Annotated in this window: 12 protein-coding genes; 8 read left to right on the top strand and 4 right to left on the bottom strand. The window is 58.7% G+C overall.

Translation table 11 applies throughout. The features are described from left to right. Positions 1 to 13 precede the first annotated feature (13 nt). A complete protein-coding gene (gene phnR, locus PspCFBP13508_RS26180; protein WP_016773745.1) occupies positions 14 to 727 on the bottom strand; it encodes a phosphonate utilization transcriptional regulator PhnR in 714 nt (237 codons plus the stop codon). A gap of 351 nt (positions 728 to 1,078) precedes the next feature. On the opposite strand from phnR, the gene PspCFBP13508_RS26175 reads away from it, so the two are divergent. The 6 genes from PspCFBP13508_RS26175 (at position 1,079) to PspCFBP13508_RS26150 (ending at position 6,466) form a co-directional block, all read left to right on the top strand. Further along, positions 1,079 to 2,146 carry an ABC transporter substrate-binding protein gene (locus PspCFBP13508_RS26175; protein WP_137216188.1) on the top strand — a complete coding sequence of 356 codons (1,068 nt, stop codon included), beginning with the start codon at positions 1,079 to 1,081 and terminating at the stop codon, positions 2,144 to 2,146. Positions 2,147 to 2,278: 132 nt separating this feature from the next. Continuing rightward, entirely contained in the window at positions 2,279 to 3,085 is an 807-nt protein-coding gene (locus PspCFBP13508_RS26170; protein WP_130909698.1) for an alkaline phosphatase family protein, read from the top strand. A gap of 5 nt (positions 3,086 to 3,090) precedes the next feature. Continuing rightward, complete coding sequence (locus tag PspCFBP13508_RS26165; protein WP_161984092.1) at positions 3,091 to 3,927, top strand: ABC transporter permease subunit; 837 nt, start codon at positions 3,091 to 3,093, stop codon at positions 3,925 to 3,927. After that, positions 3,914 to 4,714, top strand: coding sequence for an ABC transporter permease (locus PspCFBP13508_RS26160; protein WP_123443861.1), 801 nt, complete (start codon positions 3,914 to 3,916; stop codon positions 4,712 to 4,714). Before PspCFBP13508_RS26165 ends, PspCFBP13508_RS26160 begins: the two co-directional genes overlap by 14 nt. Beyond that, on the top strand, positions 4,711 to 5,700 hold the full coding sequence (locus PspCFBP13508_RS26155; RefSeq protein ID WP_137216187.1) for an ABC transporter ATP-binding protein: 990 nt from the start codon (positions 4,711 to 4,713) through the stop codon (positions 5,698 to 5,700). Before PspCFBP13508_RS26160 ends, PspCFBP13508_RS26155 begins: the two co-directional genes overlap by 4 nt. Positions 5,701 to 5,812: 112 nt before the next feature. After that, entirely contained in the window at positions 5,813 to 6,466 is a 654-nt protein-coding gene (locus PspCFBP13508_RS26150) for an HAD family hydrolase (protein ID WP_130888605.1), read from the top strand. Positions 6,467 to 6,562: 96 nt separating this feature from the next. Here the strand turns inward: PspCFBP13508_RS26150 and PspCFBP13508_RS26145 are convergent, their stop codons facing one another. Continuing rightward, positions 6,563 to 7,525, bottom strand: a complete 963-nt coding sequence (locus PspCFBP13508_RS26145; RefSeq protein ID WP_024012197.1) for a zinc-binding dehydrogenase — start codon at positions 7,523 to 7,525, stop codon at positions 6,563 to 6,565. Between the two features lie 138 nt (positions 7,526 to 7,663). Here PspCFBP13508_RS26145 and PspCFBP13508_RS26140 point away from each other — a divergent pair, with 138 nt between their 5' ends. Continuing rightward, positions 7,664 to 9,748: a carboxy terminal-processing peptidase gene (locus PspCFBP13508_RS26140; protein ID WP_161806099.1), complete on the top strand. Its 2,085-nt coding sequence runs from the start codon at positions 7,664 to 7,666 to the stop codon at positions 9,746 to 9,748. 118 nt (positions 9,749 to 9,866) lie between these two features. After that, positions 9,867 to 11,654 (top strand): bifunctional diguanylate cyclase/phosphodiesterase, encoded by a 1,788-nt coding sequence (locus PspCFBP13508_RS26135; RefSeq protein WP_137216186.1) that lies wholly within the window; start codon positions 9,867 to 9,869, stop codon positions 11,652 to 11,654. A 37-nt stretch (positions 11,655 to 11,691) separates the two neighbouring features. Here the strand turns inward: PspCFBP13508_RS26135 and PspCFBP13508_RS26130 are convergent, their stop codons facing one another. Together PspCFBP13508_RS26130 and PspCFBP13508_RS26125 are read right to left on the bottom strand one after the other, a co-directional pair. Continuing rightward, positions 11,692 to 12,102, bottom strand: coding sequence for a hypothetical protein (locus tag PspCFBP13508_RS26130; RefSeq protein WP_309475210.1), 411 nt, complete (start codon positions 12,100 to 12,102; stop codon positions 11,692 to 11,694). A 14-nt stretch (positions 12,103 to 12,116) separates the two neighbouring features. Further along, a partial coding sequence (locus PspCFBP13508_RS26125) for an RHS repeat-associated core domain-containing protein (protein WP_137216185.1) occupies positions 12,117 to 14,699 on the bottom strand: 2,583 nt, incomplete at its 5' end.

Below are 14,699 nucleotides of genomic sequence, written 5' to 3'. Positions count from 1 at the left end.
GAGGCCGCCAAGGTCAAACCACATCAACCCCTACGTGAATCGCATCATGCCGCCAAAACTCCAGATCACAATCAATCAACCGCCCATGCTGATCATAATTGACCCGAGCAATCCTCAGTCCCGGACTCCCCACCGACACCCGTAAAGCCGCCGCCGCATCGACAGATAAAGACGTAGGCACGATCTCAAACCGCACCCGCCCATAGTGCAAATCGAAATGCCGCGCATACAGCTCGGTGATCGACTGATTCAAATCAAACTCGAGGATCCCCGGAAAAAACTGCGGATTCAGATAATGCTCCACATACAACACCAGTCGCCCATCAATGCGCCGAGAGCGGCAAATCTGAATCACGCTCGACAAGGCCGGCAACTGCAACCACGCACACACCGCCGCCGAAGCCGGCTGCAACCGCGCCGAAATCACCTCGGTCGACGGCTCACGCCCCTGCGCACTGACCATCGCGTGAAAGTGACTGCGCTGCATCAGGTTGTACGCCAGACGCGGCGGCGACACGAACCAGCCGCGCCGCTCTTCACGGTAAATCTGCCCCTGCGCCTCCAGTTGCAACAACGCCTCTCGCACGGTGATCCGCGTCGTCCCGAACAACTCGCTGAGCTTGCGTTCAGCGGGCAACTTGCTCCCGGCCGCCAGCAAACCATGATCGATCTGCTCCTGCAGCACCTGGCCAATCGCTGTCACCGCTTTCGTTGCCTCATCGCGCATCAACGTTACCTATCTGGACTAGACCAGCACTGTTTCGGGGCAAATCCGAACGCCGATCAAAGCGCCTTCGTATGTTGCAAGCCTAGGCAGTGCAGATGACCGACAGATGACAAAACTACCGAACGGTCGCTTTCACGGCTTGCAATACATCGGCCAAGTCCCCTGCCCTACGGGCCTTTGGGTATGGTCTACGCTGATCTGGCACCTTCCTGACAATGGTTGATAAAAGATCAGCCACGAGGCCATCGACATCAAAATGTCATCCAGCCGACCTAAATTGGCTCAGGTATTGCTGACCTAGACCAACACCAACCGCAATCGCAGCGTTGAACACGACCAAGGAGCTTCGGAATGAAACAGCTTTTCCTGGCAACACTGTTAGGCTCGACCATCGCTATGTGCACCGCCGCCATGGCGGCCGACACCGATCTGAAAACCCTCGAAGCCGCTGCGAAAGCGGAAGGCGCGGTCAATAGCGTCGGCATGCCCGACAACTGGGCCAACTGGAAAGGCACGTGGGATGACCTGGCTGCGAATTACGGCTTGAAGCACATCGACACCGACATGAGTTCGGCTCAGGAAATCGCCAAGTTCGCCGCCGAGAAAGATAACGCCACCGCCGACATCGGCGACGTCGGTGCCGCCTTCGGCCCGATCGCGGTCAAGCAAGGCGTGGTGCAACCGTACAAACCAAGCACCTGGGATCAGATTCCGGACTGGGCCAAGGACAAGGACGGCAACTGGGCGCTGGCCTACACCGGTACCATCGCCTTCATCGTCAACAAGAAGCTGCTGAACGGCTCCGACGTGCCGACCAAATGGGCTGACCTGAAGACCGGCAAATACAAGGTTTCCATCGGCGACGTGAGCACTGCAGCGCAGGCCGCCAACGGCGTTCTCGCCGCCGCACTGGCCAATGGCGGTGACGAGAAAAACATCAAGCCTGCCCTGCTGCTGTTCGCTGACCTTGCCAAACAGGGTCGTCTGTCGATGGCAAACCCGACCATCGCCACCATGGAAAAAGGCGAGATCGAAGTCGGCGTGGTCTGGGATTTCAACGGCCTCAGCTACAAAGCCAAGATGGCCAATCCGGATGACTACGTGGTGCTGATCCCGTCTGACGGCTCGGTGATTTCCGGCTACACCACGATCATCAACAAGTACGCGAAAAACCCCAACGCCGCCAAGCTGACCCGCGAATACATCTTCAGCGACGCCGGCCAGACCAACCTCGCCCGCGGCAACGCCCGGCCGATCCGCGCCGAACACCTGCAACTGCCGGAAGACGTGAAAGCCCAACTGCTGCCGAACGAGCAGTACAAGAAGGTCACGCCGGTCAAGGACGCCGAGGCGTGGGAAAAGACCTCCAAAGCCCTGCCACAACAGTGGAACGAAGAAGTCATCGTCGAGATGAAGTAATCCTTCATCTGTAGGAGCTGCCGGAGGCTGCGATCTTTTGATCTTGCCCTTTAAAGCAACATCAAAAGATCGCAGCCTCCGGCAGCTCCTACACAGATTGGTTCCAGATTTGTTTTCGGAGTTCTTGCCCCTATGAAGCACACCGTCATCCTTGTCGTGCTCGACGGCCTCAACTACGAGGTTGCGTGTCACGCCATGGGGCATCTGCAGGCTTATGTTGGCGCAGGACGCGCGGCGCTCTATCAGCTGGAGTGCGAATTGCCGGCCCTGTCCCGACCGCTTTACGAATGTATTCTCACCGGCGTGCCGCCGATCGACAGCGGCATTGTCCACAACAATGTCTCGCGCTTGTCCAACCAGCGCAGCATCTATCACTACGCCCGCGATGCCGGGTTGAAAACAGCCGCTGCGGCGTATCACTGGGTCAGCGAGCTGTACAACCGCTCACCGTTCGTGGCGGCGCGCGACCGCCACACCAATGATCCGACGCTGCCGATCCAGTACGGCCACTTCTACTGGAACGATCATTATCCGGATTCGCACCTGTTCGCCGACGCCGAAAGCCTGCGCCTGCGCCACGCGCCGGATTTCCTCCTGATCCACCCGATGAACATCGACGACGCCGGGCACAAGCACGGCCTCGACAGCTCGCAATACCGCAACAGCGCGCGCTCGGCTGACGTCATCCTCGCCGATTATCTGCAGAGCTGGCTCGACGCTGGTTATCAGGTATTGGTGACCGCCGACCACGGCATGAACAACGATCGTTCGCACAACGGCCTGCTGGCGGAAGAACGTCAGGTACCGCTGTTCGTCCTCGGTGAGGCGTTCAGCCTCAACCCTGACGCCACTCCGAAGCAGACCGAGCTCTGCGGCACGGTTTGCGAACTGCTCGGCGTGCCCCACGACAAACCTGTGTGCCGGGAGCTGCTCAAGTGAATGCCATGAATCGCGGCAAATGGCTCGCGGCGCTGTGTCTGGTGCCCTTCGCGCTGTTCTTCATCGTCTTCGAAATTGCCCCGCTGGTCTGGGTGATGATCAACAGCCTGCAATCGGAAGAGTCCGGCTGGGGCCTGGCCAACTTCAGCAAGATCTTCGGTTCGAAGTTCTATCGGCAGGCGATCCAGTACAGCCTGGAGATCAGTTTCTGGTCGAGCGTATTCGGCATCATCATCGCCGTGCTGGGTGCGTATTCACTACGCCGCGTCGATTCGAAGCTGCGCAACTTCGTGAATGCCTTCGCCAACATGACCAGCAATTTTGCCGGCGTGCCGCTGGCGTTCGCCTTCATCATCCTGCTCGGTTTCAACGGCAGCATTACCATCATGCTCAAGCAGTCGGGGATCATTCAGGACTTCAACCTGTACTCGAAAACCGGCCTGATCATCCTCTACACCTACTTCCAGATTCCCCTCGGCGTGCTGCTCCTCTACCCGGCTTTCGACGCTCTGCGGGAAGACTGGCGCGAGTCCGCCGCACTGCTCGGCGCCAACGGCTGGCAGTTCTGGCGGCACATCGGCCTGCCGGTGTTGACCCCGGCGCTGCTCGGCACGTTCGTGATCCTGCTGGCCAACGCCCTCGGCGCCTACGCCACGGTTTATGCGCTGACCACCGGCAACTTCAACGTTCTACCGATCCGTATTGCGGCGATGGTCTCCGGCGACATTTCCCTTGACCCGAACCTGGCCAGCGCCCTGGCCGTGGTGCTCGTGGCGCTGATGACCATCGTCACCGTCGTGCATCAACTGCTGTTGAAGAGGAGCTACCATGTCTCGCGCTGAATCCGGCCCGGCCGGCCTCTACCACCGCGTCGTGGTTTATCTGCTGTTCGCCATTCTGCTGTTGCCGCTGCTGGGCACGCTGGTCTATTCGATCGCCAGCAGTTGGTCGGCAACGATTCTGCCCAGCGGCTTCACCTTCAAGTGGTACATCCAGCTGTGGAGCGATCCGCGCTTTCTGCATGCATTCGGTCAGTCGCTGATTGTCTGTGTCGGCGCGCTGGTGCTGTCGGTGCTGCTGATCCTGCCGCTGCTGTTCGTCGTGCATTACTACTTCCCGAAACTCGATGCACTGATGAACATCCTAATCCTGCTGCCCTTCGCGGTGCCGCCAGTGGTGTCCTCGGTGGGGCTGTTGCAGCTCTACGGTTCCGGGCCGATGGCGATGGTCGGTACGCCATGGATTCTGATCGGCTGCTACTTCACCGTGGCGCTGCCGTTCATGTACCGCGCGATCACCAACAACCTGCAAGCGATCAACCTGCGCGACCTGATGGACGCCGCGCAACTGCTCGGCGCCAGCACCTTTCAAGCGGCGTTTCTGGTGGTGCTGCCGAATCTGCGCAAAGGCCTGATGGTGGCGCTGCTGCTGTCGTTCTCGTTCCTCTTCGGTGAATTCGTGTTCGCCAACATCCTCGTCGGCACCCGCTACGAAACACTGCAGGTGTACCTGAACAACATGCGTAACAGCAGCGGCCACTTCACCAGTGCGCTGGTCATTTCGTATTTCTTTTTCGTGCTGGTCCTGACCTGGATCGCCAACATCTTGAACAAGGACAAAAGCGAATGAGCTACGTCAGCGTCCAACACCTGCAGAAAAGTTATGCCGGCACCACGGTGTTCAGCGACATCGATTGCGAGATCAACAAAGGTGAGTTCGTCACCCTGCTCGGCCCGTCCGGGTGCGGCAAGTCGACTTTGCTGCGTTGCATCGCCGGGCTGACCCCGGTGGACGGCGGCAAGATCCTCCTCGAGGGCGTCGACATCGTGCCGTTGAGCCCGCAGAAACGCGGAATCGGCATGGTCTTTCAAAGCTATGCGCTGTTCCCAAACATGACCGTCGAACAGAACGTCGCCTTCGGCCTGCGTATGCAAAAGGTCAACGCCGATGACAGCCACAAACGCGTGGCAGAAGTGTTGAAACTGGTTGAGCTGCACGACTTCGCCAGCCGCTATCCGCATCAGCTTTCAGGTGGCCAATGCCAACGAGTCGCCCTCGCCCGCTCACTGGTAACCCGCCCGCGCTTGTTGCTGCTGGATGAGCCTTTGTCAGCCCTCGACGCACGGATACGCAAACACCTGCGCGAACAGATTCGCCAGATTCAGCGCGAACTTGGCCTGACCACGATCTTCGTCACCCACGATCAGGAAGAAGCGCTGACCATGTCGGACCGGATATTCCTGATGAATCAGGGCAAGATCGTCCAGAGCGGCGATGCCGAAACCCTCTATACCGCGCCGGTCGATGTGTTCGCCGCCGGCTTCATCGGCAACTACAACCTGCTCGATGCCGCTGCCGCCTCAAAGCTGTTGCAACGGCCGATCAGCCACCGCATCGCCATCCGCCCGGAAGCCATCGAACTGAGCCTCGACGGCGAACTCGACGCGCAGATCCGCAGCCACAGCCTGCTCGGTAACGTCATTCGCTATCGCGTCGAAGCACGCGGCGTGGAATTGGTGGTCGATGTGCTCAACCGTTCCGCCGCCGATCTGCATCCCGACGGACAGCGCCTGGCAATTTCCATCGATCCAACGGCCTTGTGCCAAGTAGCTTAAAAGCAGCTGCAAGCTTCGAGCTACAAGCTTCAGGTTGTAGACTGCGGCGTACTTGATTCCAATTTCTTGCAGCTTGAAGCTCATGGCTTGAAGCTGTTCTCGGAGAGAACCGATGGCTTTGGCAATTTTTGATCTGGACGAAACGTTGATTCACGGTGACTGTTCCTCGCTATGGAGTGAGCAGATGGTCCGCCTCGGCTGGGTCGATGGCGAGTCGTTCATGCAGCGTGACAAGGAACTGATGGATGCCTACGGCCGCGGACATCTGGCGATGGAAGACTATATGGCCTTCAGTCTCGAACCGCTGATTGGCCGCACCCCTGAGGAAATCGAGCACTTGGTTGGCCCGTGGGTGGAGGATTTCATCGAACCGATCATCTTCAGCGATGCGACCAAAACCATCGCCGCCCACCGCAAGGCCGGTGACCGGATTCTGGTGATCTCGGCGTCGGGTATCCATCTGGTCAAGCCGATCGGCGAACGATTAGGTATTGATGAGGTTCTCGCCATCGAACTGGAAGTAGCCCACGGCGCATACAGCGGTAAAACCGTCGGCACCCTGACTTACCGCGAAGGCAAAATCACCCGCTTGCTGGAATGGCTGGACGCCGAAGAAGAAAACCTCGAAGGCGCGAGTTTTTATTCCGATTCGCGCAACGATCTGCCGTTGTTGCTTAAAGTGGACTTCCCCCACGTGGTCAATCCGGATCCGGTGCTGCTTGAGCACGCCGAAAAGGCCGGCTGGCCGATCCATCTCTGGAAATAAAAGCAAAAGATCGCAGCCTTCGGCAGCTCCTACTTTTGCAATGCGTGCCTCTGTAGGAGCTGCCGGAGGCTGCGATCTTTTGACCTTGCTTTGCTGTCAGCTCAAACCCTCATTGATCACCAACACCAACTTGCCCGCCACCGTATTGCTCGCCAGTTCGGCAAACGCCGCCTCGGCATCCTTCACCGCAAACGCTTTGGCCAGTTGCGGACGCAAGCGGCCCTCGGCAAACAGCGGCCACACATGCTGGCCCAGATCGCTGAGCAGATCGGCCTTGAACTGATCGCCACGGCTGCGCAACGTCGAACCGAGCAGTTGCACACGCTTGGCCAACACCTGCGCCAGATCCAGTTTCGCCTCGCGACCGCCCATCAAACCGATCAACACCCAACGCCCGTCCAGCGCCATCAACTTGAGGTTCAGTGCCGAATAATTGCCGCCCACCGGGTCGAGGATGACATCGAACGGCCCGAAGTCGCGCAGGCTTTCGAGATCATCGGTACGCACCACGCCGCCTTGCGCACCCAACGCTTCGCAGTAAGCCAGGCGCTCGGCGGAACCGACGCTGACCCAGCACGGGTTACCGAAGGCTTTGCACAGCTGAATGGCGGCTGAACCGATTCCACTTGCGCCGGCGTGCAGGAGAATTTTCTCACCAGGTTTCAACGCTGCAAGTTGAAACACATTCAGCCAGACGGTGGCGTACACCTCGGGCAATGCCGCCGCCTCGATCAGCGAAACACCTTCGGGCACCGGCAGCACGTGCCGTCCGTCGACGACCACCTCTTCAGCCATGCCGCCCCCGGCCAGCAAGGCGCAAACCCGATCGCCGACCTGCCAGGACGAGCCCGCGCCGACCTCGCTGATCACCCCCGAGCACTCAAGACCAAGCACTTGGCTGGCCCCTGGTGGTGGCGGATAAAGCCCTGCCTTCTGTAATAAATCGGCGCGATTGAGGCCGGCTGCCGCCACCCGGATGCGGACTTGTCCTACATCGCAGGTAAGACTCGGCTCTTCAACCCATGCCACTTGACCTTCAACGCCTTGCAATGCCTTCACACTGCCTCCATAGTGAGTCTGGACTGAGCCCGAAGCTGTAGCGCCGGGCTTTTTGCATTATGCGACCGGCTCTCAAAGAACCGGCGACTTCAAAGACGGCCTAATATGCGTTATCAATTGTCCCCGCGTCGAATCAGCATGAAGCATCTGCTCCCCAGCACCGCCCTCGCTCTTTTCATCGGTATCGGCCTGTTGCCGGTGTCGGGCACCACATTCGCAGCCAACAGCTGGGACAAGTTGCAGCCTGATCGCGATGAAGTCATCGCCAGCCTGAACGTCGTCGAGTTGCTCAAGCGTCACCACTACAGCAAGCCGCCGCTCGACGATGCGCGCTCGGTGATCATCTACGACAGCTACATCAAGCTGCTCGACCCATCGCGCAGCTATTTCATGGCCAGCGATATCGCCGAATTCGACAAGTGGAAGACGCAGTTCGACGACTTCCTCAAAAGCGGCGACCTCAACGCCGGGTTCACCATCTACAAGCGCTACCTGGACCGCGTGAAAGCGCGTCTGGACTTCGCCCTTGCCGAGCTGAACAAAGGCGTCGACAAAATGGACTTCAACACCAAGGAGACCTTGCTGATCGATCGCAAGGACGCGCCTTGGCTCAAGTCCACCGCGGAACTCGACGACCTGTGGCGCAAACGCGTCAAGGACGAAGTGCTGCGCCAGAAGATCGCCGGCAAAGAGCCGAAGCAGATCCAGGAAACCCTGACCAAGCGCTACAAGAATCAGTTGGCGCGTCTGGACCAGACCCGTGCCGAGGACATCTTCCAGGCGTACATCAACACCTTCGCCATGTCCTACGACCCGCACACCAACTATCTGTCGCCGGATAACGCGGAAAACTTCGACATCAACATGAGCCTGTCCCTCGAGGGCATCGGCGCCGTGTTGCAGAGCGACAACGATCAAGTGAAAGTCGTGCGTCTGGTGCCGGCAGGCCCGGCGGACAAGACCAAGCAGGTCGCTCCGGCCGACAAGATCATCGGCGTTGCCCAAGGCAATAAAGAGATGGTCGACGTGGTCGGCTGGCGCCTGGACGAAGTGGTCAAGTTGATTCGCGGTCCGAAAGGCACCGTGGTGCGCCTGGAAGTGATCCCGGCGAGCAATGCGCCGAACGACCAGACCACCAAGATCGTGCCGATCACCCGTGAAGCGGTGAAGCTCGAAGACCAGGCCGTGAAGAAGTCGATCCTCAGCCTGAAACAGGACGGCAAGGACTACAAACTTGGCGTCATCGAGATCCCGGCCTTCTACCTCGATTTCAAGGCCTTCCGTGCCGGCGATCCGGATTACAAGAGCACCACTCGCGACGTCAAGAAGCTGCTCACCGAGTTGCAGAAGGACAAAGTCGACGGCGTAGTCATCGACCTGCGTAACAACGGCGGCGGCTCCCTGCAGGAAGCCACCGAGCTGACCAGCCTGTTTATCGACAAAGGTCCGACCGTACTCGTGCGTAACGCCGACGGCCGTGTCGACGTGCTCGAAGATGAAAACCCGGGCGCGTTCTACAAAGGCCCGATGGCGCTGCTGGTCAACCGCCTGTCCGCCTCGGCCTCGGAGATCTTCGCCGGCGCCATGCAGGACTACCACCGCGCGCTGATCATCGGTGGCCAGACCTTCGGCAAAGGCACCGTGCAGACCATTCAGCCGCTGAACCATGGCGAACTGAAACTGACTCTGGCCAAGTTCTACCGTGTCTCCGGGCAGAGCACCCAGCATCAGGGCGTGCTGCCGGACATCGACTACCCGTCGCTGATCGACACCAAGGAAATCGGCGAGAGCGCTCTGCCGGAAGCCATGCCGTGGGACACCATACGCGCAGCGATCAAACCGGCGGCCGATCCGTTCAAGCCGTTCCTCGCCCAGCTGAAGTCCGAACATGACGCGCGCACCAACAAGGATGCCGAGTTCGTGTTCATCCGCGACAAGCTGGCCCTGGCGCAGAAACTGATGGAAGAAAAAACCGTCAGCCTCAACGAAGCCGATCGTCGTGCCCAGCACGCCGACATCGACGCCAAGCAGCTGGCGATGGAGAACATCCGTCGCAAGGCCAAAGGCGAAGAACCGCTCAAAGAGCTGAAGAAAGAAGATGAAGACGCACTGGCCGCTGCCGAGCCGGACAAGGTCAAACCGGAAGACGATGCCTATCTGAGCGAAACCGGGCGCGTGCTGCTGGATTACCTGAAACTGAGCAATCAGGTGGCCAAGAAGTAAGTGATGGCAATTTAGTGCTGACGATCCCCGGATCGTCATCAAACAGTCATCATTCTGTCGTGCAATAAAGGACCGGGAGCAAGCGCTCCCGGTCCTTTTTTTATCGCCAGAGACTGCCATGACCACGACCGAACAGCTGAGCGCCTTGAGCTCGATCCTGACTCAAAGCGGTTTACACAGCCTGTTCCAGCCGATCATCTGCCTCTCCGAGCGACGTATTCTCGGCTACGAAGCCCTGACCCGTGGCCCGTCCAACAGCCCTCTTCACTCGCCGATTGCCCTGTTCGCCGTGGCGCGACAGGCTGGCCGATTGAGCGAACTGGAGATCGCCTGCCGACAAAGCGCCTGTCGCCGGTTCAATGAGCAGCAGTTGCCGGGCAAACTGTTCCTCAACGTTTCGCCGGAATCCTTGCTTGAGGCCGCGCACCAACCCGGACGAACGTTGCAGCTGTTGCAGGACTTGGGCATTGCGCCGAGCCAAGTGGTAATCGAGCTCACCGAGCAGACCCCGATCGATGACTTTCAGTTGCTGCAAACCGCTCTGCATCACTACCGGGCGATGGGCTTTTCCATTGCGCTGGACGACTTGGGCGCGGGGTATTCGAGCCTGCGCCTGTGGTCGGAATTGCGTCCGGATTACGTGAAGATCGACCGGCACTTCATCGACGGTATTCATCAGGATGCGTTGAAAAGAGAGTTTGTCGGTTCGATTCTGCAAATCGCCAAAGCCTCGCGCGCGCAAGTCATCGCCGAGGGCATCGAGCTTCCGGAAGAACTCGCGGTGCTGACTGAAATGGGCGTCGACCTGGTGCAAGGCTACCTGCTCGGCCGCCCTCAGGAACATCCATCCCGCGACGCTCGCGCCTTGATGCCCAAACACGACAGCAGCGCTGTCGCGCTGAATGACGAAGGCAGCGACCTCAGCGCCCTGCTCAACGAGCAGCCCGCCGTGCAACGCGATACGCCCACCGCGACGGTACTGGAAGCCTTCCGCCGCCAAGCCAACCTCAATTCGCTCGCGGTGCTCGACGAACAAGGCCAGCCCTGCGGCATCGTCCATCGCCACTCGCTGTCGGACGCACTGCTCAAACCGTTTGCCACCGATCTATTCGCGCGCAAACCGATCAGCCGCCTGATGAACGATGACTTCCTCGCCGTGGAAATCAGCCAGTCACTGCAGCAAGTCAGTCGCCTGATCACCAGCCGCGCCCGCCAGCGCATCGAAGAAGACTTCATCATCACCCTCAACGGCGGCTATCTAGGCCTCGGCCGGGTCATCGACGTGCTGAAGCTGATCACCGAACTGAAAATCCAGCAGGCACGCTACGCCAACCCCCTCACCCTGCTCCCGGGCAACGTACCGATCCAGCAATGCCTCACGCGCCTGCTGCAACAGGCCCGCGAGTCCATTATCTGCTACGTCGACATCGACAGCTTCAAACCCTTCAACGACATCTACGGCTACGGCCGTGGCGACGAAGTCCTGCTCTGCCTGGCCCAATGCCTCAACGAACGCATCGACCCCACCCGCGACTTCGTCGGCCACATCGGCGGCGACGACTTCCTTCTCGTCCTCGGCCCCGAAGACTGGCGCAAACGCCTAAACCAACTGCTCGACGACTTCCAAAACCAATGCCGCCGCTTCTACCGTCCCGAGCATGTGGAGGCCGGCTGCTTCGTTGCACCCAATCGCCAAGGCGTGCGGCAGGAGTTTGCGTTGTTGTCGTTATCGATTGGGGTGGTGCATCTGCGGCCTGAGGCTTGTGCAGCGCTTGATGCCAGCCAGCTTGCGGAGATGGCTTCGCAGGCTAAGCATCATGCGAAGGGGGTTGTGGGGTTTAGTGTGTACCTGATTGATAGTTTCGCCTTGGGCGATCAACAACTGCAGTTAGTGGAGCAATGTTAATCTGTTCAAATTTACGAAACGACGAGACAACTCAACGTCACCATTGGCTCTGATCCTCAAGGCTCGCCCGAACCAGATCATCCTTCCACGACTCACTCGCGATCTCGAATACATGTTCAAAAAAACCACGAGCATCCATTATTTCCGTCTCATCCCATGCCAGTGTTCTGGGATCTTCATAGTCGCTCTCAAATTCTTTAGAAAAATCAAAATCAGCATCATGCAAATGGCTTTCAAGAAGTTTAAAAATCACAAACCTATGGCGATAGGTTAAATAATCAAAATCGGGAATAATGAAGTCATTAATTATTTTTTTTTGGTCTTCATAACTATTAGGATTGTAAATCCACAACGCCTCACCAAGCGTTTCTTCTCGATCGTAGATCGATATTCCACCCAAAACATGAGAGAGTTTTGGCTCATATGGAAAGTTTGTGAATGGCTGCATCAACATAATTCCACCTATCTCGGAAAGCCAGTAAACGGCCGCTTAACATCTCGTTTATCAAATTTTACTTCCGCCCCATCCAAGCTTTCTACGTAACGAGGATTACTTGGATTTCTTTCATTGGGCTTGTACCCACGACCCGCTCCTGGCAGTTTCATCCTAACAATAGGGTTTCCGTCTGCATCATATCCTGTCGGCTCAGGTATTTTTTTATGCATTCTGGATAAAGCGAAATGCAACGCTCTAAATTGCATCATCCAACTACTGAATTGCGAACTCGGGCCCACTGGGCCTCTAACGCCTTTTTTTGTTGGATGTGAGCCGTCTATTGATCTTTGCTTTAAAGCTGAATCATCGATCTCTGGGCCATGTTTTTCTACTGAGTGCATTCTGTATTGTCTGTTCCAAGCTAATACCCGGCGCTTAGCTTCAGCTTCATTTTGTGGTCCATCTTTGCCAACATCCGGAACGGTCGGTAACCCTTGATTTACATTCGGCCTGTTAGCTTGAGTCGGTGCTTGGCACCTCTCGGGCCTATTAGTTTTCGGCGGCGGGCAGTTCGACGTCAACCCCAACGGATCCACCCACCCCGTCGGATTCGGCACGTACTGGTACTGATTCAACCCACCCGCGAGCTTCACCGGATCCGGGGTTAGATACCTTCCCAATCTCGGGTCGTAATACCGATGCCGGTTGTAGTGCAGGCCGCTTTCCGCATCGAAATACTGCCCCTGAAAGCGCAGCGGTTGATCCAGATAGTCTTCGCCGGCGAGGGTGACGGCGGCGACTTTGCCGTAGGCGTCGTATTGCGCGGACCAGACGATTTCGCCGCTGTAGTCGGTGAGTTCCTGCGGGGTGCCGAGGTGGTCGAGTTGGTAGTAGAACGGGCAGGCTTTTTTCGGGCCTTTGCCATCCAGCATCGCCAACGGGCGGAAGGTGCCGGGTTCGTAGAGGAAGCTGCGGTATTGCGTGGCGCTGCTTTCGGCGACGAGGTGCTCGCCTTGCCAGAAGAATTCGGTGACGGCGCCGTCGACGGTTTTGCGGATGCGCCGGCCGAAGGCGTCGTATTGATAAGTGGCGGTCTGGCCGTCCGGGCGGGTCAGGCCGATCAGGCGGTGCTGGCAGTCGTAGCGGTATTCGGTGACCAGGGTCTGGCCGTGGCCTCGGCGTTCGCGGATCAGGTTGCCGAAGGCGTCGTAGTCGTAATGACGGTCGCCTTGCATCAGCAGGCGATTGCCTTTGATTTGCGCGGGACCGGGGCGGTCCTGCATCAGCAGGTTGCCGGCCGGGTCGTGGGCGAAGGATTCGGGCAGTTCGTCGCGTGAGTGACGTACGCGGATCAGTCGGTCAAGGGCGTCATAGCCGTAGGTGCGCTGGCCGTGGCGGCTGTCGGCGATGTGCTCGAGATTGCCGTTGGCGCTGTAGGCATAATCGCGGCGGTACAGCGAGGCGTGGCGATGGCCTACAGCGTGGGCGAGCAAACGGCCCTGATCGTCGTAGGAATATTCGCTGAGCAGCAAGCCTTGCTGGCGTTGTTGTTCGCGACCGGATTGATAGACATGCCGGGTCAGCGGCGTGCCGTTGAGGTCGATGGCTGACAGCGCACCGCCCTTGGCGTAGTGATAATCAAGCTTGCTGTTGTCCGGCAGGCGCAGGCGTTTGAGCTGGCCGCAGGCGTCATAGGCGTAGCGCAAGGTGCCCCAGCCCTGATGCTCGGTGATCAGCCGATCCTGACGGTCGTACTCGAAGGCCAGCGGATGGTTCTGGCCGTCATCGACACCGATCAACCGACCGAGGCGATCGTAGTCGTAGCGGATCTTGGCGCCATCGGGCAGGGTTTTGACTCGCAACCTTCCAGCCGCGTCGCGCTCGTACCGGGTGACCAGCGATAAACCCTGCTCGCCAAACTCGGTCTTCTCCAGCAGGTGCCCGTTGAGGTCATAGGCATACGCAGTCCGGCGCCCATCAAACCCGGTTTCCTGTCGGATCAATCCGGTCGGCGTGTAATCCAGTCGGTACTTTTCGCCCGATTCGTTTTCAATCTCGGTCAGCAACAGCCGCGCATGGTCGTAGCGGTACTGCACGCGGGTGCCGTCAGGATTGATCCGCCGCGAGACCAGGTGCAAATCATCGTCATATTCATAGCGGGTGATGCGCCCGAGTTCATCGCGTTCGGCGGTGATCTGGCCGTAGGCGCCGTAGCTGTAGGCGCGCGTGCTGCCCGTAGGAGAAGTCGTCAGGATCAGTCGGCCGGCGGCGTCCCACTGCTGACGACTGACAACACCAAATTCGTCCTGAGTGGTAATCCGCCGGCCCAGTGCATCGTAGGAAAAGCGCCGCACGCCGCCATCGGGCAGGGTTTCTTCGATGAGCTGGCCGAGCTCGTTCCACACCCAGCGGTGGCGGCTGCTGTCCGGATAGCGCAGCGACAGCAACTGCCCGCGCAGGTTGTAGTAGTAATGCGTGACCTGGCCGTCGGGATCGACCGCTTCGGTGACGGCGCCTTCAGCGTTGCGTCGGTAGATCCACACCGCATCACCACGGCAACGCTTGTAGAGAAAACCGTTGCGGTACTCGTAGGACGTTGGTGCATCGTC

This window comes from Pseudomonas sp. CFBP13508 (assembly GCF_005233515.1).
GTDB classification, from domain to species: domain Bacteria; phylum Pseudomonadota; class Gammaproteobacteria; order Pseudomonadales; family Pseudomonadaceae; genus Aquipseudomonas; species Aquipseudomonas mercuritolerans.
Note: the sequence above shows the minus strand (reverse complement) of the source record. Positions and strands in the feature narration are given on the sequence as shown.

Bases quoted from the DNA above. Each gene is read 5' to 3' on its own strand.
- PspCFBP13508_RS26130 (WP_309475210.1), bottom strand. From the start codon at position 12,102: ATGCAGCCATTCACAAACTTTCCATATGAGCCAAAACTCTCTCATGTT.
- PspCFBP13508_RS26170 (WP_130909698.1), top strand. From the start codon at position 2,279: ATGAAGCACACCGTCATCCTTGTCGTGCTCGACGGCCTCAACTACGAG.
- PspCFBP13508_RS26135 (WP_137216186.1), top strand. From the start codon at position 9,867: ATGACCACGACCGAACAGCTGAGCGCCTTGAGCTCGATCCTGACTCAA.
- phnR (WP_016773745.1), bottom strand. From the start codon at position 727: ATGCGCGATGAGGCAACGAAAGCGGTGACAGCGATTGGCCAGGTGCTG.
- PspCFBP13508_RS26140 (WP_161806099.1), top strand. From the start codon at position 7,664: ATGAAGCATCTGCTCCCCAGCACCGCCCTCGCTCTTTTCATCGGTATC.
- PspCFBP13508_RS26150 (WP_130888605.1), top strand. From the start codon at position 5,813: ATGGCTTTGGCAATTTTTGATCTGGACGAAACGTTGATTCACGGTGAC.
- PspCFBP13508_RS26160 (WP_123443861.1), top strand. From the start codon at position 3,914: ATGTCTCGCGCTGAATCCGGCCCGGCCGGCCTCTACCACCGCGTCGTG.
- PspCFBP13508_RS26155 (WP_137216187.1), top strand. From the start codon at position 4,711: ATGAGCTACGTCAGCGTCCAACACCTGCAGAAAAGTTATGCCGGCACC.
- PspCFBP13508_RS26175 (WP_137216188.1), top strand. From the start codon at position 1,079: ATGAAACAGCTTTTCCTGGCAACACTGTTAGGCTCGACCATCGCTATG.
- PspCFBP13508_RS26165 (WP_161984092.1), top strand. From the start codon at position 3,091: ATGAATCGCGGCAAATGGCTCGCGGCGCTGTGTCTGGTGCCCTTCGCG.